Source organism: Bacillus sp. CECT 9360 (assembly GCF_918741275.1).
Lineage (GTDB): Bacteria > Bacillota > Bacilli > Bacillales > DSM-1321 > Peribacillus.
Window position 1 is genome coordinate 241205 of record NZ_CAKKNA010000006.1, and the last position, 25067, is coordinate 266271.

A 25067-nucleotide genomic window follows, 5' to 3' on the forward strand; every position below is an offset into this window, starting at 1 on the left:
AGTAATGAAGTTCCTGTTAGTTTATCAAACTGTTGATTGTGAAATCACTGTTTCAACTAGTTCATCTATAGTGCCAATTACTTTTTCTACTTCAGGCAAGTGATAAAATGTGCTTATTATTTCAACGTTATTTATTTCTTCATCCGGCGAATAAAGATAAATTTTTTTTCTTTGTCCTAACGCAATTCCTAATTCTATATGACTCCCTTTTCCTGCTGGCAATAAAACGACAATAAAATCAGATTCCATTACAGCATTTTTCTCTTCTTCACCTATTATCCTAAGTTCTTCAAGAGTTGTAGCTCTATTATTTTGAGTCCAATCATATGTATGCTTATGTCCAACTTCTTTTAACTTTTCGCTAACGAGCCTAACGGTGTGAACGTTCATAAAACTAGAGGCGATGTAAAAATTCATACATTTCTCCTTTTCCCTTATATTTATAAAATCAAGAATCATTTTTGATTAACTTCCTCATTATTCTTTAACAGAGTGTGCAAGCTTAAAAAATCCTTGTCAGTTTTCATCACTGACAAGGATTTTTCTTTTATGCCTGATAACGAAGGACAGGTTTTCTCGCCGCCAACGTTTCATCAAGACGCTTGATCACGGTCGTATGCGGAGCTTCTTGGACGATTTCGGGTGTTTCCTCCGTTTCCTTGGCAATTTGGATCATCGCATCGATGAAAGCATCCAAGGTTTCCTTTGATTCGGTTTCTGTCGGCTCAATCATCATGCATTCCTCGACATTAAGCGGGAAATAGATGGTTGGCGGATGATAACCAAAATCGAGTAGTCTTTTGGCAATATCAAGCGTACGGACGCCGAGCTTCTTTTGACGCTTACCACTTAGCACGAATTCATGCTTACAATGCCTGTCATATGGAAGGTCAAAATAAGGTGCCAATCTCCTCATCATATAGTTCGCATTGATGACCGCATTTTCCGTTACAGCCTTAAGTCCGTCCGGACCCATGGATCGGATATACGTATAGGCGCGTACGTTGATGCCGAAGTTTCCATAATACGGCTTCACTCGACCGATCGATTGCGGCCTGTCATAATCGAAGAAATACCTGCCATCTTTTTCTGAGACGAGCGGTTTTGGAAGGTAATGAATCAGATCGCTTTTCACGCCAACCGGGCCGGATCCGGGGCCGCCGCCGCCATGCGGGCCGGTAAATGTTTTATGGAGGTTTAAATGAACGACATCAAAGCCCATGTCCCCCGGACGCGCCTTTGATAACACAGCATTCAAATTGGCGCCGTCATAGTAAAGCTTACCACCTGCACTATGAATGATTTCTGCCATTTCCAAAATATTTTCTTCAAATAAACCGAGTGTGTTTGGATTTGTCAGCATAAGGGCTGCTGTATCAGGGCCTACTACCCGCTTTAAATCTTCAAGGTCAACAAGCCCGTGTTCATTTGATTTCACCGTGACCGTCTCAAAGCCGGCAACCGTTGCCGAAGCAGGATTCGTACCGTGAGCGGAATCGGGAACAATTACCTTGGTACGTGCTGTATCGCCATTCGCTTCATGATAAGCGCGAATCATCATCAGCCCCGTCCATTCCCCATGCGCTCCAGCGGCAGGCTGCAAGGTTACCTGATCCATTCCGGTAATTTCGATTAAATGCTCCTGAAGATCGTACATCAACTCCAAAGCACCTTGGACAGTGTCTTCGTCCTGGTATGGGTGCACATGGGCAAAGCCATTCATGCGCGCGACATTTTCATTGATTTTTGGATTATATTTCATCGTACATGAACCTAACGGATAGAAACCGGAGTCCACCCCGTGGTTACGGTGAGAGAGTGCCGTATAATGGCGCATAATATCCAGTTCCGATACCTCAGGAAGTTCTGCTGCTTCATCGCGGATATATTCAGATGGAAGAATTTCTTCAATAGAAACAGCCTCTACATCCAATTCCGGCAGGCTGTAGCCGATCCGCCCCGGTGTGCTGATTTCGAAAATTAGTGATTGATCTTGTTTATTCATAGCGATCCCCCAATTCCGCAGCAAATGCATCAATTTCTTCTTTTGTTCGTAATTCGGTTACCGCTACGAGCATATGGTTCTTAAGCTCCGGATAAACACGTCCCAAATCGAAACCGCCGATTATATCCTTCTCAAACAGTCTGTCATTCACTTCTTTGTAGGAAGCAGGAAGCTTCACGACAAATTCGTTAAAAGAAGGACCGTCAAATACAACATCGATCCCTTTATCCTGTAGTGCTTTCTTGGCATAATGCGCTTTTTGGATGTTGCGGATGGCCATTTCCTTGACACCCGTTTTCCCAAGGGCCGTCATCGCTACTGAAGCGGCCAGAGCGTTCAACGCTTGATTCGAACAGATGTTGGAAGTCGCCTTATCACGGCGGATATGCTGTTCACGAGCCTGTAATGTCAGCACAAAACCGCGTTTACCGTCCTCATCGACCGTTTGGCCAACCAGCCTTCCCGGCACCTTCCTCATCAATTTGTTTGTCACCGCAAAATAGCCGCAGTGCGGTCCGCCAAACGCTCCAGGAATTCCGAAGACCTGCGCATCGCCTGCCACGACATCAGCTCCAAGCTTACCCGGTGGCGTCAATGCTCCAAGAGCCAGCGGATTGCTTGAGACAATAAACATCGCTTTTTCGGTATGGACAATCTCTTCAATTTCCTTGAGCGGCTCGATCCGTCCAAAGAAGTTTGGATACTGGACGATGACACCGGCAATCTCATCGCTGGTCAATTCTTTCAGTGCCGCTAAATCTGTAATTCCGTCTTTGTACGGAACCTCAATAACCTCGACATATTGTCCTTTTGCGTATGCTTTCACTACGTCCCGGGTTTCCGGATGGACAGCGTTTGAAAGCAAGATTTTCTTCCTTCGCGTCTGGCCAGTGCTAAGCATGGCTGCTTCTGCAAGCGCCGTTCCGCCATCGTACATCGATGAATTGGCGACATCCATGCCGGTCAATTCACAAATCATTGTCTGGAATTCAAAGATTGCCTGTAACTCCCCTTGTGAAATTTCAGGCTGATATGGTGTGTAGGCTGTATAAAATTCAGAACGGGAAATGACATGGTCTACAATGACGGGCATGTAATGGTCATAAACACCAGCACCTAGGAAAGAAGCATAGTTCTTTACATCCGCGTTTTTCGCCGCCAGCCTTGAAAGCTCCTTCAATAAGGAAGATTCAGATTTTGCCGGTTTGATCCTGTATTCTCCCTTAAACCTTACACTTTCAGGGATGTCATTGAAAAGTTCGTCGACGGCCGATACGCCGATTGCTGATAGCATTTCATGTTTGTCTTGCTCTGTCATCGGTAAATAGCGATGTTTCATTTTTACCCTTCCCCTCTACTGTTTAGGTCGTTTATAAAAAGGCGTCGCCACAACCTGAGCCTTTAATCGTTTTGAACGAATCTCCACTTCCACCTCTGTGCCAAGCTCTGTATAGCCTTTATTCAAAATAGCCAGCCCGATATTTTTCTTTAATGTTGGGGACTGGGTGCCGGTCGTGATTTCACCGATCAACTCGTCTCCGGCATAGACCGGATATCCGTGGCGTGGAATGCCTCTGTCGACCATTTCTATGCCGACGATTTTACGGGGAGCGCCCTTTTCTTTTTGTTCAGAAAGAACCGCTTTACCGATGAAATCCGCTTCTTTATCTGTCTTGACTGCAAAGCCTATTCCAGCTTCAATTGGTGTTATATCAGGGCTCAATTCTTGCCCGTATAATGCGAGATTTGCTTCAAAACGCAGCGTGTCGCGGGCCCCAAGCCCGATTGGCTGAATTCCTTCTTCCTTCCCAGCTTCCAACAGCTTTCGCCACAACACCGGGCCATCCTCACTCTTGCAATAAATTTCAAAGCCATCTTCCCCGGTATAGCCTGTTCTGGACACAAGCGCAGTGATTCCGGCCAAGTCTACGTTTTCTTCGAATGTGAAAAATTTGATTTCACTTAAATCAGTATTTTCAGTCAATTTTTGCAGTACTTTTTCAGCTGCGGGCCCTTGAAGCGCAAGCTGGGATATGTCAGAAGAAATATTAACCAGCTCAACATCCTCGACAAGGTTTGTTTGCAGCCAATTGAAATCTTTGTCGATGTTGGCCGCATTGACAACGAGAAGATAATCTCCCTCGCTTTTTTTATAGACGATCAAGTCATCCACCGTACCGCCATTTTCATAGCACATCGCCGTATACTGGGCACCACCCGCTTTAAGCTTCAACACATCATTCGTGAGCATTCTTTGCAGGAACGCAATACTCTCAGGACCTTTCACTTCAATTTCGCCCATATGCGAAACATCGAACAATCCCACTTTCGTGCGGACGGCTTCATGCTCGTCTTTTATACCCGAGAACTGCACAGGTAGCTCCCACCCGCCAAAGTCAATGGTTTTGCCTCCATTTTCTTTATAAACCTCATGCAGCGAAGTTCTTTTTAATTCAGCCAAATTACATTCCCTCCCTATTGGTTTTTTAATACATAAAAAAGGACAGAGAAGCTCTGGTAAATAGAGCTATTCTCTGTCCTGGTACCTGAAAGTTTACCTTATAGAAGGTTTTCCCCTTTGGTGGCCCTTGCACGTTTGTGCCTGGACGCTCTCCAGAGCTGCGTCCAGCAAGAGTTCTTTTGCCTGAGAGATTCACTTTTCAGCTTGCTCCTTCGGCGCTACATATATAGTCTCTCCCCTTGCCTTCATCCGCTTATAATATTTCTTTTGATTAGCCATACTAAAAAGAAAAGATTTGCCGCCTGAATATACTCTCATCCTACCATTAAGGCATATTTTCCTGCAATCTTTTTTATTAGATAATGACAAAAAACTTATAATTAATCACCTACTCACTATTTAATGTTCGTCTTTAAACACAATAGCAGTCTAAAACTATCATATTTTTAGCTTTATTTATTTTTCCCTGATACCCAAGGAGGTGGCAACATTATGAAAATCAATATCACATTCGATTCCACCTGGGAAGACGAATTCTTACACAGAATCAAAGATGACGGACCGTGGGCAAACTGGGAGTTATTCAAGCTGGCTGTTCAAATCGAAGAACATCTGGTCATACCTGATTTCGAAGGTCTGCAGGCGCCAAAGCATCTGCCACAGTTAAAACCTCTTCCGCATCAATTAGAAACCGCGATTCAGGTTGTCGAGAATATGAATGGAAAAGCAATTCTCGCCGATGAGGTCGGGCTGGGAAAAACGATTGAAGCAGGTTTGATTCTAAAAGAATACATGATTCGCGGGCTCGTAAAAAAAGTCTTGATCTTAGTACCTGCATCACTGGTTAGCCAATGGGTATTCGAACTGAACACGAAGTTTCACATCCCCGCTGTAGGTCAGCGAAAAAGCTATGTCTGGGAGTCCTGCGACTGTGTCGTTTCTTCCATCGATACAGCTAAAAGGGAACCGCACCGCGAGATTATTTTCAACCAGGAATACGATTTGATCATCATCGATGAAGCTCATAAACTAAAAAACAATAAGACCAAGAACTATCAATTTGTCCAAAGCCTAAAAAAGAGATTCTGCTTGCTCCTCACTGCTACACCCATCCAAAACAAGGTCGAAGAAATCTTTCACCTTGTTTCCCTGTTAAAGCCCGGACATCTCGGAAACGCTTCGTTGTTTTCGGAAAAATATAAGGGAAAAGGCAGAGGCATTCATGAAGACCAACATTTAAAAGAGCTTGTAAATAAAGTAATGATTCGAAACAGGAGGGCCGATACCGGAATTGAATGGACAAAAAGGCTTGTCGAGACGATCATTATTGAGTTTTCTCCGACTGAACAAGCGCTTTACGATGCAGTTTCAGAGTTCAGGCCATCAACCGCTGGAGGCATAGGCAGTACTTTTTCCTTGCTTACTTTGCAAAGGGAGGCCTGCAGCAGCCGGGAAGCTGTTTTATATACATTGAAAAACATGATTGAAAAAGACGAAGAGCCGTCGGAACAATCTGTAGAAAAGTTCAATCATCTCTTCGTAAAATTGAAAGAAGTTGAGCGGAATTCAAAGGCGGAAAAAGCATTGGAGCTGATTAAGAAGATTGATGATAAAGTCATCATCTTTACGGAATACCGCGCTACTCAAGCTTACTTACAGTGGTTTCTGAAACAAAACGGCATTACTTCTGTGCCGTTCCGCGGTGGCTTTAAGCGCGGCAAAAAAGACTGGATGAAAGAGCTGTTCCAAAAGAATGTCCAAGTGTTAATCGCGACAGAAGCCGGTGGAGAAGGAATCAACCTCCAATTTTGTCACCATTTAATTAATTTTGACTTACCCTGGAATCCGATGCGGCTTGAACAGCGGATCGGCCGTATCCACCGGCTTGGCCAGGAAGAAGATGTACACATATATAACTTTGCAACGAAAAACACCATCGAAGAACACATCTTAAAGCTGTTATATGAAAAAATCAATCTGTTTGAAAAAGTAATCGGGGAGCTTGATGACATTTTAACCAAGCTGGACATCGGCAATATTGAGGAATATTTAATCGATGTTGTTGGTGCATCGAGAAGTGAAGGTGAAATGAAGATCAAAATGGATAATCTTTCATCGATGATTCAGTTTGCCCAGGAAATAAAGGAGGGTGAGGTTCGTGCAGCAACAGGAAATTCATGAATTTCTGATTAAGTACTTTCAATCCAACAACTGCGAAATCATTGAAAACTATCCCGGCCATATCAAAGTCCAGCTCACGATTGAAATGGATAAGGAATTGATGAACCGGCCGTTTTATTGGCATTACCTTGAAAAAACGGGTGGTACTCCCGATCCGATGAAACTGACGTTGATTACCGATCAAATGAAAGCCCCCGAAAATATGAAAGGAGAACACATCCATTTCGGATCTCCGAGGCTGCACCAAATATTCGAATCAACGAAAAGGCTCGCAGGGTATATTCGGCTTTTCGAAGATACAAAATCAAATGGGGCAGGGCAGCATCCGCTTATTCCCTGGTTATGTTTGAATGTGAAAGTATCTTATCAATGCGATCGCAAAAGAGATGTATTTATTTCTGTCGGTTTAAACTTAATATCCGGTCAAATCTCTGAGGGCTTTCATCACAAAGTTCTTACTTTACAAATAACCCCGAGAATCCCTGACTTTTCTTTTACATTGTCGCCCTTGATTATGCCTAAAAGCGGTTTAGCGCGGCTGGATACGTATATTAGACGCACGTTTGAAGGCGATGATCATTCCTGGGCTGAGGAAGCGGTGAATAGATGGGACAATGATCTGCAGCTGCTCGAGCAATTTTACGCAGATATGGAGGAAAAAAGCGAAAGCTACCACACGGAAAAGGAAGCCCTCCGCGCGCAATACGAACCGAAGATCAACATCTCGGTCGTGAACGGCGGGCTTTTCTATCTGACTGAAAAAGCCATGTAGACATCGTTTTAGCAAATGCATAAAAAAAACATGCCCTGACAAGTGACAGGGCATGTTTTCCATCCTATTTTCTTTTAAACAACATCGTCAAGGCAAACGGCATGAGTCCAAACCAGTTGCTCACAAAAGGTTTTCTCATCTTTTTCTTCTTTTCCCTGCGTTGCTTTCTCACATCTTTAGGAACTGCCATATATTTAACGAATTGCTGTGTAAGAAATTTAATATAATCATTTGTCTTCATAACATACCACCCGTTAGCTAGTATGTCCCATTTCCATATCCTTTATTCGTTTCATAATCCTATCCACGATCTCATCCAGGCTCTTCCCCGTCGTGTCGACAACAATATGGGCCTGCGAATAAAGCGGCAGGCGCTCGCTGAATAGTCGATGCAGATTTTGTTTTCGCTCGCCGCTCAAAAGCGGCCGTGACTCATCGTTCGCAAGCCGTTTAGCGATTTCCTCCGGCTCACAATGCAAATATACCCAGTATCCTTGAGTTGCCAGCCATTGCCGATTATCTTCTTTTATAATAATTCCGCCGCCCGTTGTGATAATGGAATCTTCACGCGGCAGTTCCCGGAGCATCCGGCTCTCCATTTCCCGGAAAGCTTCCTCACCCTGATCGGCAAAAATGTCAGTGACTGTTTGCTGCTGCTGTTCCTCAATCTCGTGATCCATATCATAAACAGGCAGTTTCATCGCCTCACCTAAGGCCTCACCGGCCGTCGTCTTTCCCGCCCCCATAAAGCCAGTCAAATAAATGCTCTTCATCACTTTCACTCCGGACTACTTTTCTATCCATTCTATCACTTTATTCTGCGAGGTGTCATAAAGAAACAGCGATTGTGCCTTCCGTTCGGCTTTTGTGCTGGCGTACAGTAAAACTCTTACCACCGTCTCACTTGCCATCGTACATTCATAATAAACATCTCCGCCCGGGTAAAAGAGGATTCCTTTTTTTTCAACTATAATTTCAGTCGATGCAAGTTCTGTCGTTATATCAAGTGCAGCCAAGCGAATCAACTGCTCAAGAATCAGTTTTTCTTCAGTTTCTTTATAAAACTTTTTATCACCTGAATATCTTTCAATTGAGAAGAGCGTGAAGGATATAAAAACGGCTGCAATAATGATCACCATGGGAAAAACTACACCCTTTTCATTATTCACCATTCGTATATCCTCCGCTATCCGAAATGTAGGGACGCAATCGGCTGCTGAAAGGTTTCCCTTGCTTATCAACAACCGTGACAGTGAGCGTTTTTCCATCGCTGATTACCTGGAATGAGCTAATATTTTGCAAAGCGACTTCATGGCCTGTGACGTTTAAACGCCTCCTGACTTTATCCTGATACTGCTCTATTAATACCACATCTTCGCCGACAGTGAGATATAGCTTATTATCGGATGTCTCCATTGTTCGGGATTGCCAGACATCCCGCTTTAATTGATTAATGAATATTTCCCACTCTTTTTGATTCAAACTGCTCTTTTCAGTCGTATTCGTTTGGATCAGCGTGAACAAATTGAGCACAAATGAAGCGATGATCATAAAAACCACCAGGGAAACAAGCATTTCTACGAGAGTGAAGCCGTTATCTTTTCGCAGCATCACAAATCATTTCATCTCTTTCTCCGTAATTTTCATATTCAATACAGCCTCTCATCATCCCGGAAAAGTCCGAAGAGGGCAAGAAGGGCTCCCAGGTCATTTTGTAGGTCATGTCATTGACAACAAAGGTTTCATCCACAGCTTCACTCTCCCCTTCCATATAAGCTTGTAATTTCTCATATAATAAATGGTGGGCTTTCATTCGCTGCATGGCATTATTCCGTTCGGTTACAACAAGCTCTAGGATTGGCAAAACAGATAAGGCAATAAAACAGCAAACAGAAAAAGCAGCCAGCATTTCAAGATAAATATATCCCCTAGAGTTTCTCAATCCGGAACCTTCCTTTTCCGATATTAAAGGTTATTTTATAAGAGTGAAGAGGCGACTCTATAAACCAGGTGCCCACGGTGGCTATATTACCGTTGGGGGTAAACGTAATTTTTAAGTTCATCGATCCACTGCTGATTACAAGATCTTTTGGTATCTTTCGTTCATACAACTTCCCCTTCATCGCATTTCTAACATGATATGTCTCACCAGTTGTTCCTGGTTTTTGATCAATCACAACTTCCGTAAACTCCTGGTGACTGATTGCATACGCTTGAGCATAATGGATATCATCACTTAACTGACGCAAAAACTGCTCAGTCTCCTGATTTTTCATGAAATGAGGGAAAAGCGATGAGGCAAGCGAAAAGATTAAGAGGAAGATTGTCAGTACCACAAGCATTTCTATTAACGTAAATCCGCCGTCTTTACAGTTGTTCCTACCGCGTCTATGGCGTACCGGCAACTACCGTTACAACTCCATCAGCATCTAGATTAATATTATCTCCATTCGGACATGAGGTTTGCTTTAAATATCCCTCAGTTTTAAGTTCAGCGACATTGGCCGGAAGCCTGTTGTTATCCATTTCATACGCTTGTACCTGGGCCTGGACCATTTTCACAAATGCATCACAGCCTTTTGTTTGAATATTCGACTGGTGTTTCGTAATATTTGGAATGGTGATAATCAACAATACCGAAATAACCAACAGTACGACTAGCATTTCGATCAAAGTGAAGCCTTTCTCGTTCTTTTTTAGTTTCCATTTCATTTTCATTATTAATTCCTCCTTATAATCCTCCCAGCATGGAAAACATCGGCAGTAGCACAGCCAAATATATCGAGACGATCAATAATCCGATAACAGAAAACAGAACTGGCTGGATAATGCGGATCGCGGCGCTGGTTTTTTCTTCAATCTTAACAAGGACAAATCGACTGTAGTGAAAAAGCTCTTGGTCGAGCGTCCCATATTTTTGTCCGTTAGCAATGATGATCCCTAAGTGCTTTTCAAAAAAAGAAAATTTGTTAAAGATATCTTCGAGAGTCTTGCCTTCTGTTAATTCCTTTTTAATGAGAATGCATAATTTTTGATAAAAGGGTTGGCTGTTGTTTTCGGAGAAGAGTCGAATGCTTTCGTTGATGGACAAGCCACCTGAAAGTAAACCGCTAAGTTGACTTGAGAAAAAGTGGGTATCGTAGAGTTTGAGGAATTTTCCAAAGACAGGAATATGGTGAAGGAGCTTACGTCGTTTCAGGGGATTTAGCTTCATAAACCAAAACTGTCTCAGGCAAAAGACGATAACCGCCAAGGCAAGAAGAAGAAAAGGAACCGATGGAAGAAACTCCGAAATAGCCAGAACGATTTTTAGAAATAGATTTTGCTCGACATCCATCGATTGGAAGAGCACCTGAAATTTGGGCAAAAGGACTCGCTGAAGGATATAAAAGATACTGCCGACAAAAATCAACAGAAAAAGCGGATAAACAAGCAGTTTATTAATCTTCTCCAGATCTTCCGTTCTCTTAAGCCAAAAACTACCCCCATCTTTCAGCGCCCGCTGCAGGTCGCCGTGATTCTCGCCATAAAATACATAGCTGATCAATTGCGGATGGAAGTTCAGCATTTCCAATACTGTGTGTAGTGGATTACCCTCTCTTAACCTTGAAAGCGCAACGGTTAATTCCGCCGCCTTTTTCTTGGATTCCTGCAATTGAAGGAACTGGATCGCGTGGGAAAGCGGATAGCCATTTTCGAGCAACTCACCAAGTCTGATGACAAAAAGGGCTTGTTCATTCTTTTTCCATCTACTTCGCTTCATGTCCGTGCACCCATCGATCATATTCTTCCGGTTTAACATACCCAAAAGCAATCGCCTTCGATATCTCATCCTTCAATTGACGGTGATTTGGCTGTGCTTGATCCCCTTTCGCTGCCTTTAATACCTGGACAAGCCCTTTGCCATACAATAGTTCATAGACGCTTGCCCGCTTATTTCTTTTATGGACATGACATTCCGAAGTACAGGCGTCCTGGCAAAAAGGACATTTTAATTCCACAAGTCTTTGGGCCGTTACCGCAATCAAGGTCTGTTCGATCTCAATCCAGTTGATCCCAAATTCGAGCAGCCGGTAGACAGCTCCTTTTGCATCACGGGTATGCATCGTTGTAAGGATCAAATGCCCGGTCAACGCCGCTCGGACTGCTATCTGCGCCGTTTCCGCATCCCGGATTTCTCCCACCATGATGATATCTGGATCATGCCGTAAGGCCGCTTTTAGGCCTACCGAGTAAGAGATCCCCGCTTTTTCATTGATCTGGACTTGAAGCATCTGCTCTGACACATTCTCGATTGGATCTTCGAGCGTTATGACATTGCGGTTGATTATTTCTTTTGCATGGTGCAGCAAAGAATAAAGAGTGGTCGTTTTCCCGCTTCCGGTCGGGCCGGTAAAAATAATCATCCCATGGGAATGTTTTAAGAAAGCCAATAACTTATTCGCAGTATTGCCAAAAAGGGATAGTTGTTCCAAAGGAAGAATATTCTGCTGTGGAATTAAGCGGATCACGAGGCTTTCTGAAAAAGATGCGGGAAGCGTGGATAAACGTAAGCCGATGGTTTTGTTATCAATCTTCATCGTAATTGAGCCGCTTTGCGGGCGTCTCTTTTCACCGATATCCATCGATGCGAGAAATTTCAAATGGGAGATCATTCTTTCTAGTTCATCCTGGGTAATCATGTCTTGCGGATAAAGCTTGTTATCGATGCGGAACTGTACGAGGGGACGATCTTTCCTAGGCAGGATGTGGATGTCTGATGCAGCGAGCCGGACTGCATGCGTAAGAATTCTTTCTGCCGTTTTTTCAATTGATTCCAACCATATTTCACCTCCAAATCTGTTTGCTTTATACAATTCGACTTTGTTTTAGGTTTTCCTTCTTATTTTGCAAAAAAAGTTAAAAAAATTCGGATTAATTCAGCTTATTTATTTACTTTAAATGTGAACATTTCATTCCCGATAAAGACAAGAAGGCAGAAATCAAATTTATTGCCCCAGTCAAAACGTACTCTAAGTCTGATCTAAACAATTGGTCAGGTGTACTATCCCTGAAGCATGGCAGCAAGAAGTTTTTATTGACTGGAGATGCGGAACTTCAATCAGAAAATGACATGATGTCTAAAAAGCTAATTTCTAAGGTTGATGTATTAAAAGTCGGGCATCACGGGGCAAAGACTTCATCAAGTTCGAAGTTTCTCAGCATAGCAAAACCAACCTATTCAGCAATCAGCGTAGGTAAAAACTCTTATGGACATCCTACTTCTTATACAGTGAAACGATTGTCCGCTGTTAAATCAAAAATATATAGAACAGATAAAAGTGGGAATATTATCTTTACATCTAACGGTAAAACAATAAGTGTAAAGACGGTGAAATAATATGCTAGAAGTAACAAAAGGAGTTATTGACCGTTTCGAAGGAAGTATCGCTGTGGTTGAAGTTGCTGGTGAAACAGTAGATTTTCCAAAAGATATCTTCCCAAAAGAAGCTAAAGCTGGAGATGTAGTAGAAATCTCCGGTGATAACGTGAAAGTTTTGAACAGTGAAACGGAAAAGCTAAGAAAAGAAATTGAAGACCTTATGGATGAAGTTTGGGAAGACTAAAGGTGAAGCCCTTCTGATTAGAAGGGCTTTTTTCTAAAAACCGAATAAAAGGAGAGATAAGATGAAAGTAACAATTATTAAAGGGCCAAATTTCAAAGAAACAGAAGAACGTGCTTATGACCTATTATATAAAATAATTAGTGAGAAAGTAAAAGAAGAAGAAAAGAAAAAACGGCCGAAGATTTAATAAAAATCCCCTCCAAACGGAAGGGATTTTTATTTTGTTTTTAATCTAATAGATTAATATTCCCTTAACCATTCCCAAAACATACTACCTTGCGACACAATAAAATAATCTAACCATTCTTCAAAAGTTAACTTCAGAAAATTTTCAGGGACGTCGAAATCCGCACCTGAATCTAACCAATATATATACCCTTTTTGCCCATCCGATGGGGCTATGACAAGTCTTCCACCATCATATCCGGTTCCAATAGGAAACCATCCAGGAGGGTAATCAATATTCTCATAATCTTCTAAAATTTCTTTTATAGAATATAGCTCAAATGCGTTTCCAAACTCTGAACTTATAAATAATTTAGCTCCGTTGTGCAAACTTAAAAAGTTTTTGTAACATTGACCCTTTGCTTGGGGTCTTTTTTATTTAAGTATTTCCTGTGATGACACCGACTTTCCGCTTCTATTTTCAAATCAGTCTTTCCAGCTCCGTTAATTTTCTAGTATGTATCCAGAGACTAGAATTTCACTTTTATAATTGTGTCTGATGATTAAACTTCCTCTCTCTCTAAAAAAATTTTGAACGGGTTTAATAAATTGTTTTGAAAATGTATACTTGAGGTGGTATAAATTGTTAAAAAGCCAAAACTTCAAAAAATGCAGTTATTATTTTGAAGGAGGAGAGAAAATGACAGATTTAGAATCATTTATGGAAATGGGTGGAGAACAATTTGAGGTATATAGGAATGATATTAAAATCGAAGAAGTTGAAGGAGTACCTAATCGTGAAAAAGAAACAAACAGAGCTTATATAGGGTTTTATCCCAACACAGATATAGAGGTTGGTGATCGGCTTGTTGGGAAGATTTCAAAAAATAAATATTATATTGATGATAAGAAAAGTCAAGTTATCCAAGGAAGTGTATTTCAACTTAAAGGGTACTATTTAACTGAAAGAGAGTTAGAAAAAATGGAGAAGGAAAAGAAAACAGAACAAACAATTATATATAACTTATATGGTGCTAATGCAAGAATAAATAACAATTCAACAGACCATTCAATTAATATTGTTGACATGTCTCCAGATGATCTATTTGATGAATTAAGGAAATCACTAAAAGAAAATATAAATGATGAACAGGAAAAAGCGCAATTAAGAGAACTTGTAAATGGATTAGAGGGTACTAAAAATACAAGAAAATTAATGAATTATACACCGAGTTTATCACTAGCGCTGCAAACCATATGACAATAATACAACCTTTCATTCCTGCTTTATCTCAAATGATACAAAATTAAATATTATAACAGCCCTTCTCATATGAGAGGGGCTAAATACTATACAAATCCTGGTATAACTTGCTGTATTTCTTGTTCGGCATTTTCCAATCCAGCTAACCACAGATCAACTAATTTCACTCCGTCAACCAATTCAATATTCAATAGTCTCAATTGGAGCTAAAGATTTGGCTATTGGTGTTAAGAGAGAAATGGAAGAGTATTTAGGAAGACACGACAACTTATAGATTAAAAATACCGGGAAAGAATGAAGAAGACCTTACTTCAGTTTGCGAGGTTTCCTTACCGTAAAACGATGGATCAATTTGATTTTACTGCTCAGCCTGACATTGATGAAAGAAGAATTGGAGAGTTAATGAATCTTCATTCCTTGGTGCCAAAGAGAATCTGATTTTTCTAGGACCACCTGGTATAGGAAAGACTCACCTTACAGTAGCTATAGGTATGGAAGCTATTTCAAAAGGGTTAAAAACCTACTTCATTACTCTTAGTGATCTGGTTTCTCAGCTAAGGAAAGCCGAACAGCAGGACAAACTGGAGAAGAAGATGGCTTTTGTAAAACCTTCTGTCCTGATCATTGATGAAATTGGATATTTGAACCTCGATCCTCAAAGTGCTCATTACTTATTTCAGGTAATATCCAGAAGGTATGAGCGAGGCTCTATTAAATAAAGGGTTTAGGGAATGGGGAGAAATGGTTGGGCACCCAATTATCGCGACTGCGTTGCTAGACCGGCTTTTGCATCATCTAGAATTTTTAACTTACAAGGTGGCAGCTACAGACTTAGAGAGAAGCAAATGAGTATAGAAAAACAGAAGGACTGAAAAGTCCTCCGGCGAAATTGGGGAATTCTAAACCGGTATTGACATCCCTGTAAAGAAAACTTCCTTTCAATCATTTATGAAGTATTTGGTGATGATGTTTTAGAATAATGCACATTAATTTAAATCAGGGAGGTCAAAAAAAGGATCAATTTTTATATCTTGGAATTATTTATAAATACAAAATAAAAATAAACAGTCCTATCCAGAGCTGATAGGACTGTTTATTTCTTATGACATTACAGATCTCGTTTCATGATAGGTTCTGAAGCTGTACTGTACAGTCTCGTTTATTTTTTCAATACCTTTTTCTTCTCTTAATTCCAAAGCGTAATAAACTGGAAAACGCTGACTTATTTCAGTTTTAACAAGTTCAGGAGGCGTTACAACGATTAATTGAAAACGAAGTAGCTCACTTGCTGCAAAGATCGGATCAAGCACATGCTCAGATGCTGCTTGACCGAACGGATTATCACAAATTAGAGTTGTCCATTTTTGTGAATGACTCTTTAGTGATAGTAACATCATCATGATTACCATTCGTGCTGATAATACTTGACCTCCACTACCACTTGTTTCTACTTCTGAACCCTTGTTAATTGTTTCCCAATCAGAAAAGTATTCGTCTTTAGGTCGTTCATATCTAAAAGCATTGTTCGTTTGCAGGTTATAAACCATTAAAGTTGGATATCTGTGTCGAAGAGCTTCGAAGACAATTTGCTCATCACTCATCAATTTATTGATTTCCTCATCCAACTCGGGAATCCCATTTTCAATCTTGTCAAACTTTTTCGTAATTTGCTCAATTGATTTGGAAAAATGTTGCTTTAAAACATATTCAATATCCTCTGGTTTATCAGGTAATTCTTCATGTTTAAGTTTTACTAATGGAAATTTATATCCATTTTCATTTTCAATTACCATTTTCTTAATCATCATTTTCAAATGGTCAATAATTGATATTACTTTCATTGAAGCCCTGGTAGCCCAATAACTTTGTGCTTCTTCTGCTTTCTCCTTGTCTTTTGACAATTGGCTAAGTGATGATATTGCAAAAGTATGCATTCCCTCTATAGTTTGAAGCACATAATTATATTCCCTTAAGGGTAACTTTTCAAGAGTCTTTTCAACTTGGGTTTTCAAATCCAAGTCCCAATTAGCTCCATTAACTTGTTGTTTTAGTTTAGAGTGTGCTATATCAATTTCAAGATGTTGTTTATCTTTCTTTGAAACAAGGCTTCTACGCTGTTTTGTCCAGTCACCTACAATTTTCTCGGATTCTTCTTGTAGTAATTGAACAATACTCGCTTCCACAACTACATCAATATTTTCTGATAGATTTGATTTAATAACGTCTTTATACCTAACGTATTCATTTATTTTTCCTTGAGTAAGAAATATTAGTTCGTTTGTTTCTATTTCTTCTTGAGAAACCTTGTGATATTCTACTTCAATTGAATATCCTTTTTCATCCAGATCTAACTCATCCCACGTTTCCACATTTCTTTTCTTTTTATCAACAATTTCAGTTTCAATTTCAGTTAACATTTCATTTTTGGATTTTATGCTACCATTTAACTGATTAACAATTGTATTCTGACTTTGTTGCTTTGCATATGTTTCATCGAGCTCATCTTCTAACAATTCAATTTTACTTTCCAAAATAGATTCATTTTCGATTTGTATTGGGAAGTTCACCCAATTATTTGAGAGCTTATCTAACTTTTTTTCGATTTTTCCTTTGTTATCAGCGTGATGCTTCCGTTCTACATCCAATATATCTAAACGATGGTTCTTCTCCAGTTGTGATTGATTTAATGCCTCAAACTCTGTCAGTTTAACAAAGACTTGATTGAATATATCATTATTCAGATTAGGTTTTTCACAATAATCACTTTTTTCACTTATTTCTGGAAATTCAGCATTTGATATAACTTGACTAATACGTTTAAAGTCACTTTTTCTTTCCTGCTTCCAGTTTAAAAATACCCTGTCCCAATCTCTAATCAAATTATCCATTTTTTCTTGTTCTTTACCTAGGTCACTAATTATTTCCTCATCTTTAATGAGCTCCTTTTGCAGTTGTACTAGCTCATCTTTGAAGGAATCATTTTCTTGTTTCCTACTTTTGTATTTTCTAACCTTTTCAAGATCCGCCTCAATCTTTTCAATATTTTTTATTTGGACATCAATTTCATTGTAAGCAGTTTTTCCTTCTGCTTCTAATTTTTGAAGGTTTGATTCCTCTAATGTTTTATCCCGTGTCAACTCTCCAATTTTGGATTTTGTTTCTTGCATTATTTTTTCAATATCGACTGAAGAGGGTTGATTCAGTAATAAAGTGAGCTTTTTTATTAATTTATTATATTGCATTGAGAAGCTTTCATATTGATGAACTAATTCTTTAGCCTTGCTAAGTTGATTATTAATATCTTGTTTCCAATCTACAAAATATTCATCATCAAGTACCATATTTTGTGATTGCTCTTCTAATAACACAAACGAATTCTTATTCTTACTATCCATTTCTTCTCTAATAAAAATGGCTACTGGAGAATGGAGAAGTATATTTTTTCTTGTACCGTTTTTGTTTAACTTTTCCCACTCTTTTTTAGTCAAGACTAAGCCATGTACTAATAGTGGATTTCTTTCTAGCTCTTCAATCCTCTTATCAATAGGAAGAGTCTGCAAAAATTCTGTACCATAAAATATTTCTACTTCAGAATCTAATAACTCCTTAACCATTTTCAAATCATGGTTTGCTACCCAATATGGGGTTTTGCTTAAGGAGACATCTAATTGTTTCTTCCACTGATTTTCCCTGGCATTGAGCAAGTTGTGTTCTGACTCTTGAAGCTTATTCATTAACTTATGTTGAGATGCATGGAGCCAGTTTTGTATGTCTTCCGTTATTCCCTCTTGCAATATAATAGATATCTCATTTCCTATTGCTTGTTCTTGTTGAATTTGTTGTTCAAAGCTAAGTTTTTTTTCATCGTAAAATCGTTTCTTTTCTACTATAGCAGCTTTAATCTCCCCGATTTTTCCAGATAAATCCTTTTGTTTTTCGATGCTTTCTCTATATTTTTTTGTTGCCTGATCTTTTGCTTTGTGAGCTAATTCATATTCCTGTTGGAGATTTTGAAGCAATGGGTCGATCTTATATATTATTTTCTCGCCATATTCTTCTTTCATTTCATTTGAATATGAGTTAAAAGCATTTATACTATCGGTTAATAAATTTTCTCTGGACTTATGATTAGCCCTAGTTTGTATTTGATTTTCCTTCTCTTTCTCTAATCGCTTTCTTTCATCCATATTATATTTTTGATAAGAATTGTAATTTTTGATTATTAGTTTAAGACTCGGATATACCTTTTCCCAATCCTTTTTAATTTCTGCTTGAAGTGAGGTTAAACGTGCCTCAATCTCCGTATTTTCAAAACTCTTTCGGATTGTATTTACTTCGTTGTCAATTTGCTGAATCTTTTTAACTTGTTCGTCTCGCTGGACTAAAAGCAACTCTACTCTAGCATGATCTAATAACTTCTGTTGATCATTGCTTTTATTATTTATATCAGAGAGAATTAATTTTTCTTCTTTTAGTTCAGCAAGTAATTCTTCAATTTGGCGGTATAGTTTTGCATATTTTAAATTTGCTTTTTCCCAATCTATTCGTTCTAGATTTTTGCTAATAGTAGTTATGTTTTCTTTATACTGATCTAAATCAATCTGTTGCAAACCAATTAATTGCTCAAATGCTTTAACATACTGAAATCCTCTTTGCTCGTTTTTCTTTTCATCTTGTATAATATCAAGCCCAATTTGCACACTCTCTTTAAAGGGTTCTATCCATTTTATTAATTCTCTTAACGAGCTTTCTCTTTTCATTAAAACAGGTAAATTCTTCGCAATACTTGCTTGACTTTTAAAAATTTCTGTTAGTTCTGTCGTAGAGCCATTGTTATCTCTTCGGCGTAATTGCTGGCTTATCGTTGGAATAATCTTTAGGTGAAATAGACTGTGATTATCCTCAGCATTTTTGAAAAAATCTTTTACTCCACCTTCTTCTTTATTAATACGTTTCATGATTTCCCATTCTTCTCTTGAAAGACCGAATGATTCAACATGCCTATAAAATTCGGCTGGCTTGCCATAAAGCTCTATTTTGTTATCCTCTAAATTACTTACTGCCTTCTCAAAATTAAGAATGATTTCTAAGGGTAAATTTGAAAGAGAATTTGCAGTGGAATCGTCTGTATAATTTTTTGTGAACAATTTAAATTTGGGCTTAATTTTAGTAGCAACTTCTTCTCCATTTTTAGTTATGACTTGTTCTGCAGTTAGAACCACACCAGTAAGTAAGAATTGCCTGTCAGGAGTATCAAGAAGCCATTCAATTAGTACGTAGAATACATATGGCTTAAATTGAGCTTTCTCGTTATAGAAAAAGTGTTTAAACTTACGCTCATCTTTTGCTCCCCACGACGTACCTGGAATCATAATTTGTGAAATAGTCTGTAGTAAAGCCCCTTTACCACCACCGTTAACCAAAGATATAAGGGCACTTACCGCTTCTTGATTGTTATGAAATTGGAAAGTTTTATCATCATATCGCTTTTTCATTTTGTTATACTTCAAACCTACAACTCTAAATCGATACATTCTTGGCATATACCTAATCCTCCTTATCTTGAATATCTTTTTCTATAATTTCTTTGAATTCTTGATATCTATCGTGGTTATGATACAGATACTGAAGACGTTCGTATAATTCTGTTTTCGGAATTACTTTAGGAATATCATCTTTATCAGCGACGAATACCAGTTTCTCATCTTCTAATAGATTGAATGCTGTTGTGATAAATCCTAATTTAGATTTTTTATTGGGACGAATTTTAGTAGATAATTTCTTACCCTCGATTTTTATTTCGTATCCATTCCATAAATCAATGATTTCTCTCATGTTTACCCCCTTTTGAATTCCATAGGTGTCATTGTCTTTTAATTTTGCATCCCAATGAGAGAGTAGTTTCGATACAGAATGTTCAATTGAATAAAAAGTCATTCCTTGCTGTTGCCATTTTAGCTGTGTGGCTTTCTCTTTATCTACTTCAGCTAGAAAAACCATTATAATAGTCGAGATTAAATGGAAGTATTTTTTGTTTTCGATTTCTGAATACTTGCTCTTTAGGTGAGTAAAGTTTGTCGCAAAGATAGATTCATCCTTTTTTGAAACTAAATGTAAGCGATTATGGGCTTGTATAATTTGCGTGTTTGATTCCTTTGCAAGCGTAGTTACTACTTCTTTAATCTCAGGGACATTGTAATATATTTGGTAATACTCACTATCACTACCGAGTATCCGATTTGATAAAAGTTGAAAGAATATTTGCGATCCCTTTTGCAACTCTTCAGTTCCTAAACTCATGTTAATTGCCCTCCCCTTACCTGAAGCTTAAATGATGTAATTGAAACATTAAACCAATGAATGGCTTCTTGATTAGGGTCATAGGTTGCAAGTATTTTTTTATTTTGCAGTTTCTTAAAGCGATCACTTCGCTTAATTAAATGTTGAATTAATATTAATCGTTCGTCATTATATTTCGAATGAAGATCTATCGGTGGGATCTCTATTGGTGTTCCAAACATCATCCATAGCTCAAAGGTTTCTTGTTCATAAAACCATACATCTTGAGATTGTTTTGGTAATTCGCTTAATGATGCTAATGAATACTCTCCTTCTTGTAAAAGGTAGTCCATGACTGGCTCCCATGCATCAGTAACCGCTTCCCAGTCTGTAACTTTTCTTTCAAACTCCTCTTCTTCATCATTCTCTTCTTCAACCTCGTTGGTTTCGATCACAGTATGAAATTCTTGCTCATTCCATATCCAATCAAGTGGTAAATAAAATTCATTTATAGGAGAGAACAACGGGCTTATAATTTTCTCGACCGCAGAAAAATCGTTAACACCATGTTTTACGATCCACTCGTCAAAAATTTGCTCTTTGAAAGAGGCAATTGATCTCTCCCAAAACATTTCTGGATGCTCTGTTTTCAGTTTCACTTCAAGGGCGATATTTTGTATTACAAGATTTGCGAACCTATCATGGTATTCTCTTGTTATCTCTGCTTTTTCGTATAACAAATCAAGTTCTAGTTGGATATCCTCATAATCTGGTAGATCTTTAGCACGCTTTATTAATCTTAATATTTCATCAAAGGATTTTTTTTCATCTTCAAATTGTCTTTGAATATCCTTTTGACGTTGCTCCCGCTGTAAGTCTTTTTGCAAAACTAGTATCTTTGGATTTTGAATTAATTCTTGTTGAAATAGGTATTCTTCGTTTATTAGGCGTCGTACCTTGCTTAATAAAGTGTCAAAATTCTTTATTGCTCTTTTGAAATTTCCTCTCTTTATCAATTGCAAGCTGTACAGTTGTTCAATGCTAATCGTTAATTCTTGTTGAAGCTCTCTTGTCATAAATACTATTTCTTGAGCAACATCTGTTAACTTATAGATGATGTTACCTCCGCTTTCTAGCTCTGAATACAATCTGTCCGTTTCAAGATAGCGGTATGTTTGTGTTTGAAAATCATTTGTATTTTCATCGTAATAGTAGTTTTCAAATGGTTGATTAAATTCAATTGGTCCGCTACAAATTAAACCATTTGTTATTCGCTCAATTTGATCAGGTGTTGAGGACAAGTTTAATTTTTGGATTGCATCAACAACGATTGATTCAATATCCTTTTTGCTACGGCTTGTCTCATCGTTTAGCTCACGGTAAAAAATCTCAAGAATTACATATAACAAAATATTTTGCACATATGGCTTTAAATCTCCCAGCTGCATCCCTCGTCCAAGAGTCATTAGCGGATTTATTTTTTTCATTCTCTCCGCAAATCCATCTAGCGTATCATTCATTTACCTCTCCCCTTGAAAGTGTTTCTATCGTTAAAACTTCTTGTGGAATCCTTATATTTTGAATCCATAGTTCATTGACATTATCTTTAATTTCATATTCACCTCTAGAATCAAGTTCATTTATGATAAAACCTAAGTGATTTTCATTCTTATGATGATTTACAGTGATATCTTTTTTGGAAATTTCAATCATCTTTTGGTATAATGGGACCGCTAATTGAAAATTTGTGTTAGGAAAATTCTGCAATAATCGGTAATATATCCCCCAACCTTCCGGATCTATATCTCCTACATAGTAGAAGTGGTACTCATTTTTTGGAAACATTTCAAAAAAGAATGAAAAACTATTTTCGATATGTTTTCCTTCTCCATAAATAATGACTTGTGGATTTAACAATAATTCATTCCTTCGCATCAACTTAACACATGTATGGAAAAATGACTTATTTTCAACAATTAAAACCGTGTTGATATCCGTTAATTCCTTACCAGGTTGGAGCCAAAATACGAAAGGTTCACCGTGAGCTTCTGCTTTGAGATCGCCAAGTGCTACTCCAATCCTTGACAAAAATGCTCTTCCTTCTGTTTCTGATAGGAATTTCTCATCATTAAATAATTCAAGTGAACGCTCTTCTCTTGAAATTACTTCCCTATTTGTAGAATTTTTTAAAAAATGGTAAACCGATGAAATTCTATTCCATTCATCTTCTGTCTGAAGTAGTGGATTGGATTTATAAGAATTCAACTTAATCTTATCTGACATTTGAAGCATTTTTATAGCTTCCCATTTTGACTCATTATGTGGAGGTATAAACCACCAATGAACTGGAAGAATGGGATCTCTTCCGTTTGGCTTATTTTTTTTCACTGGTACTAAGACTCCGTCTTTTTTTAGCAGCTGGATGCTATTATAAAACTCTTGATATCCACCGAGCTTTTGATATTCAGCAAAAGAGTTAAGTTCAGTTATTACAAATTGTTCTAACTCTTCTATATTTAATTTCTTTTTTGATTGTTGCTTAAATGAATGGAAATAGCTTTTTAGTCTTTCATAGAAATAAGGCATTGACGTATCCCCTTTTACTTGCATTAATTAAACTATCAAGAGTTTTTCTATTTTATAAATTCCATATAATTGAATTTAAACATAAAAATAAAATGTTGACAAGTCCCTCAACATTTTGGTATAAATTACATGAGAGGTGAAATATGATGAGTGAATTTGGGGAGCTATTAAAATCGTTACGTAAAGAGCATAAGATTACGCAACGTGGCTTAGCTGAACTCATCGGAATTGATTTTACATATATTAGTAAAATAGAAAATGGTTCAATGGAGTCACCTGCTGAAGACAAAATATTAAAAATGGCAGAAGTGTTTAATATTGATCCAGATAAATTGCTAATCTCTGCAAAAAAAGTTCCAAGTGATTTTCATAAGATAATAACCGAAAATGAACATGTACCTGTTTTTCTTCGCAGTGCATCTAAACTATCTACCAAACAGTGGGAAGAGATAAGAAAGATTATTGATAAGGAGAAGGATTAATGGCAAAGTATATATCTCCTAGTAAAATGGAGACAATTACTCAAAATATCTTATCTGATTATGGTATTGATATCGGAGAACAAAGCTCTCCTTTCTCTATACCCATTGAAGAAATAATTGAGTTTCACTTCGATCTAACAATCTTGTGGGAGAATATAGACCATTTAAATAAGGATGAAACAGTAATGGCAGCTATCTTTCCAACGGAGAAAATGATTGTAATGAATGAGAGTCAAAAAGATCTATTTGAGACGGTTATCGGTACTAGGAATTTTACATTTGCACATGAACTAGGTCATTGGGTTCTGCATGCAACAGATGAATCACAACTTATTCTTGATTTATTTTCAAATAAAAAGGTATTTTATTGTAGAAGTAAGTCAAAAAAACCGCCAGAGGAATTTCAAGCGGACATGTTCGCAGGATGCATTCTAATGCCTAAACCAATAGTTGTTTCTGCCATAAGTAAAATAAAAGAAACAAGAAATGTTATTTGGGCTGATTTGTATGAACTGCGTGATATATTTAACGTATCTATAACAGCACTTAAGATTAGGCTAGAGCAGTTAAATCTGATTTATTTCGATGGGAAAGACATTTACAATTCAAAAGAAGAAGCTTCTGGACAACTTTCTTTTGAGTTGTAATTTTTTTAAATAGAATGTTGAGTTGATTATCAACACAACAATGATTTTAAGGAGGTGATAATATGGATAAAAACGGAAAACCTGGTAATGGACGTATTGGTGCATTATCAGGCAGAAGTCAGTTTCAGGGACCAAATAGTAATTGGATAAAAAGAGATTCTGAGACTGGTAGATTTATCGATCAAAAGACAAGCTCATCTACACCATTTAAAGGTGTAAGAAAAGAAAAATAGAGATATCTTTTTTATCTTTATTGAAACTATTATTAGAAAAGGATGATATTAAAATGGTAAATGTAATTTCTCAAGAAGCAACAGTTGTCGTACACGGATCTTCTCGTTATAACGGTAACAAATTTGATGATGTAATGGTGCATACAACTATCATTACAAACGGTGAACTTTCTGAACAATACTATGTACCAAACGGAAACTCACTTTCTAATGAAGCTCTATCATTAATACAAAAACACGGATTAGAATTCCGACCTTATGTAACTGCTAAACTAAATTGAACAGTTTCCGCCAGATAAGATTGAACACTTTTCTTCCATAATATAAACCTGCTAAGCTATAATATTTCTTTTGAATTATTGTTTAGCTGGGGGATTGAAAGGTGG

The 25067-nt window shown here is 38.0% G+C and carries 28 protein-coding genes, 2 pseudogenes and 1 riboswitch; of the genes and pseudogenes, 12 read left to right on the forward strand and 18 right to left on the reverse strand.

All coding sequences use genetic code 11. From position 1 onward, the window contains the following. Positions 1-24: 24 nt before the first annotated feature. From LQ216_RS09665 to gcvT, 4 genes are all read right to left on the reverse strand, one after another. Entirely contained in the window at positions 25-417 is a 393-nt protein-coding gene (locus LQ216_RS09665) for a group-specific protein (RefSeq protein ID WP_230129086.1), read from the reverse strand. Between the two features lie 130 nt (positions 418-547). Beyond that, the gene (gene gcvPB / locus LQ216_RS09670; protein WP_230129087.1) at positions 548-2005 is read right to left on the reverse strand and encodes an aminomethyl-transferring glycine dehydrogenase subunit GcvPB; all 1458 of its coding nucleotides are present in this window, start codon (positions 2003-2005) and stop codon (positions 548-550) included. After that, complete coding sequence (gcvPA, locus tag LQ216_RS09675; protein ID WP_230129088.1) at positions 1998-3344, reverse strand: aminomethyl-transferring glycine dehydrogenase subunit GcvPA; 1347 nt, start codon at positions 3342-3344, stop codon at positions 1998-2000. The genes gcvPB and gcvPA overlap by 8 nt, the downstream gene beginning before the upstream one ends. Positions 3345-3359: 15 nt before the next feature. Then, entirely contained in the window at positions 3360-4466 is a 1107-nt protein-coding gene (gene gcvT, locus LQ216_RS09680; protein ID WP_230129089.1) for a glycine cleavage system aminomethyltransferase GcvT, read from the reverse strand. A 161-nt stretch (positions 4467-4627) separates the two neighbouring features. Then, positions 4628-4715, reverse strand: a riboswitch (glycine riboswitch). Between the two features lie 243 nt (positions 4716-4958). Between gcvT and LQ216_RS09685 the strand changes: the two genes are divergently transcribed. After that, positions 4959-6647 (forward strand): SNF2-related protein, encoded by a 1689-nt coding sequence (locus LQ216_RS09685; protein WP_230129090.1) that lies wholly within the window; start codon positions 4959-4961, stop codon positions 6645-6647. After that, on the forward strand, positions 6625-7419 hold the full coding sequence (locus LQ216_RS09690; protein WP_230129091.1) for a YqhG family protein: 795 nt from the start codon (positions 6625-6627) through the stop codon (positions 7417-7419). The genes LQ216_RS09685 and LQ216_RS09690 overlap by 23 nt, the downstream gene beginning before the upstream one ends. 64 nt (positions 7420-7483) lie before the next feature. On the opposite strand, the gene LQ216_RS09695 is transcribed toward LQ216_RS09690, so the two are convergent. From LQ216_RS09695 to comGA, 9 genes are read right to left on the reverse strand one after another with little or no spacing between them, the layout of a single operon-like run. Continuing rightward, positions 7484-7660 (reverse strand): YqzE family protein, encoded by a 177-nt coding sequence (locus LQ216_RS09695; protein ID WP_230129092.1) that lies wholly within the window; start codon positions 7658-7660, stop codon positions 7484-7486. Between the two features lie 13 nt (positions 7661-7673). After that, entirely contained in the window at positions 7674-8192 is a 519-nt protein-coding gene (locus LQ216_RS09700; protein WP_230129093.1) for a shikimate kinase, read from the reverse strand. 15 nt (positions 8193-8207) lie between these two features. Continuing rightward, the gene (gene comGG, locus LQ216_RS09705; protein ID WP_230129094.1) at positions 8208-8591 is read right to left on the reverse strand and encodes a competence type IV pilus minor pilin ComGG; all 384 of its coding nucleotides are present in this window, start codon (positions 8589-8591) and stop codon (positions 8208-8210) included. Continuing rightward, entirely contained in the window at positions 8581-9030 is a 450-nt protein-coding gene (comGF, locus tag LQ216_RS09710; RefSeq protein WP_230129126.1) for a competence type IV pilus minor pilin ComGF, read from the reverse strand. Before comGF ends, comGG begins: the two co-directional genes overlap by 11 nt. Next, complete coding sequence (gene comGE / locus LQ216_RS09715) at positions 9014-9361, reverse strand: competence type IV pilus minor pilin ComGE (RefSeq protein ID WP_230129095.1); 348 nt, start codon at positions 9359-9361, stop codon at positions 9014-9016. The genes comGF and comGE overlap by 17 nt, the downstream gene beginning before the upstream one ends. Beyond that, positions 9348-9824, reverse strand: a complete 477-nt coding sequence (gene comGD, locus LQ216_RS09720) for a competence type IV pilus minor pilin ComGD (RefSeq protein WP_230129096.1) — start codon at positions 9822-9824, stop codon at positions 9348-9350. Before comGD ends, comGE begins: the two co-directional genes overlap by 14 nt. Then, entirely contained in the window at positions 9808-10131 is a 324-nt protein-coding gene (comGC, locus tag LQ216_RS09725) for a competence type IV pilus major pilin ComGC (protein WP_230129127.1), read from the reverse strand. Before comGC ends, comGD begins: the two co-directional genes overlap by 17 nt. A gap of 19 nt (positions 10132-10150) precedes the next feature. Further along, positions 10151-11182: a competence type IV pilus assembly protein ComGB gene (gene comGB, locus LQ216_RS09730; protein WP_230129097.1), complete on the reverse strand. Its 1032-nt coding sequence runs from the start codon at positions 11180-11182 to the stop codon at positions 10151-10153. Continuing rightward, positions 11169-12239, reverse strand: a complete 1071-nt coding sequence (comGA, locus tag LQ216_RS09735; protein ID WP_230129098.1) for a competence type IV pilus ATPase ComGA — start codon at positions 12237-12239, stop codon at positions 11169-11171. The genes comGB and comGA overlap by 14 nt, the downstream gene beginning before the upstream one ends. A gap of 170 nt (positions 12240-12409) precedes the next feature. Here comGA and LQ216_RS09740 point away from each other — a divergent pair, with 170 nt between their 5' ends. The 3 genes from LQ216_RS09740 (at position 12410) to LQ216_RS20355 (ending at position 13212) form a co-directional block, all read left to right on the forward strand. Then, the gene (locus LQ216_RS09740; protein WP_290369256.1) at positions 12410-12799 is read left to right on the forward strand and encodes an MBL fold metallo-hydrolase; all 390 of its coding nucleotides are present in this window, start codon (positions 12410-12412) and stop codon (positions 12797-12799) included. Position 12800: 1 nt separating this feature from the next. Then, on the forward strand, positions 12801-13025 hold the full coding sequence (locus LQ216_RS09745) for a DUF3006 domain-containing protein (RefSeq protein WP_230129100.1): 225 nt from the start codon (positions 12801-12803) through the stop codon (positions 13023-13025). Between the two features lie 61 nt (positions 13026-13086). Beyond that, entirely contained in the window at positions 13087-13212 is a 126-nt protein-coding gene (locus LQ216_RS20355; RefSeq protein WP_290369255.1) for a hypothetical protein, read from the forward strand. 53 nt (positions 13213-13265) lie between these two features. Here the strand turns inward: LQ216_RS20355 and LQ216_RS09750 are convergent. Continuing rightward, positions 13266-13592 (reverse strand): annotated as a pseudogene (locus LQ216_RS09750) (SMI1/KNR4 family protein); the annotation flags it as partial. 298 nt (positions 13593-13890) lie between these two features. On the opposite strand from LQ216_RS09750, the gene LQ216_RS09755 reads away from it, so the two are divergent. From LQ216_RS09755 to LQ216_RS20510, 3 genes and pseudogenes are all read left to right on the forward strand, one after another. After that, positions 13891-14451, forward strand: coding sequence for a hypothetical protein (locus tag LQ216_RS09755; protein WP_230129102.1), 561 nt, complete (start codon positions 13891-13893; stop codon positions 14449-14451). A gap of 345 nt (positions 14452-14796) precedes the next feature. Next, positions 14797-15173: pseudogene (locus LQ216_RS09760) on the forward strand (ATP-binding protein). A gap of 22 nt (positions 15174-15195) precedes the next feature. Beyond that, positions 15196-15303 (forward strand): hypothetical protein, encoded by a 108-nt coding sequence (locus tag LQ216_RS20510; RefSeq protein WP_354958799.1) that lies wholly within the window; start codon positions 15196-15198, stop codon positions 15301-15303. A 251-nt stretch (positions 15304-15554) separates the two neighbouring features. Here LQ216_RS20510 and LQ216_RS09765 read toward each other — a convergent pair whose 3' ends face one another. From LQ216_RS09765 to LQ216_RS09780, 4 genes are read right to left on the reverse strand one after another with little or no spacing between them, the layout of a single operon-like run. Then, positions 15555-19997, reverse strand: coding sequence for a hypothetical protein (locus LQ216_RS09765; RefSeq protein WP_230129103.1), 4443 nt, complete (start codon positions 19995-19997; stop codon positions 15555-15557). 4 nt (positions 19998-20001) lie between these two features. Further along, a complete protein-coding gene (locus tag LQ216_RS09770; protein ID WP_230129104.1) occupies positions 20002-20754 on the reverse strand; it encodes a DUF6063 family protein in 753 nt (250 codons plus the stop codon). Then, positions 20751-22253: a hypothetical protein gene (locus LQ216_RS09775; protein ID WP_230129105.1), complete on the reverse strand. Its 1503-nt coding sequence runs from the start codon at positions 22251-22253 to the stop codon at positions 20751-20753. The genes LQ216_RS09770 and LQ216_RS09775 overlap by 4 nt, the downstream gene beginning before the upstream one ends. Further along, on the reverse strand, positions 22246-23319 hold the full coding sequence (locus LQ216_RS09780) for a Wadjet anti-phage system protein JetD domain-containing protein (RefSeq protein ID WP_230129106.1): 1074 nt from the start codon (positions 23317-23319) through the stop codon (positions 22246-22248). Before LQ216_RS09780 ends, LQ216_RS09775 begins: the two co-directional genes overlap by 8 nt. Positions 23320-23462: 143 nt before the next feature. On the opposite strand from LQ216_RS09780, the gene LQ216_RS09785 reads away from it, so the two are divergent. The 4 genes from LQ216_RS09785 (at position 23463) to LQ216_RS09800 (ending at position 24962) form a co-directional block, all read left to right on the forward strand. After that, positions 23463-23801, forward strand: coding sequence for a helix-turn-helix transcriptional regulator (locus tag LQ216_RS09785; protein ID WP_230129107.1), 339 nt, complete (start codon positions 23463-23465; stop codon positions 23799-23801). Then, a complete protein-coding gene (locus LQ216_RS09790; protein WP_230129108.1) occupies positions 23801-24448 on the forward strand; it encodes an ImmA/IrrE family metallo-endopeptidase in 648 nt (215 codons plus the stop codon). Before LQ216_RS09785 ends, LQ216_RS09790 begins: the two co-directional genes overlap by 1 nt. Before the next feature lie 62 nt (positions 24449-24510). Next, positions 24511-24681, forward strand: coding sequence for a hypothetical protein (locus LQ216_RS09795; RefSeq protein ID WP_230129109.1), 171 nt, complete (start codon positions 24511-24513; stop codon positions 24679-24681). A 53-nt stretch (positions 24682-24734) separates the two neighbouring features. Beyond that, the gene (locus tag LQ216_RS09800) at positions 24735-24962 is read left to right on the forward strand and encodes a hypothetical protein (protein ID WP_230129110.1); all 228 of its coding nucleotides are present in this window, start codon (positions 24735-24737) and stop codon (positions 24960-24962) included. Positions 24963-25067 lie beyond the last annotated feature (105 nt).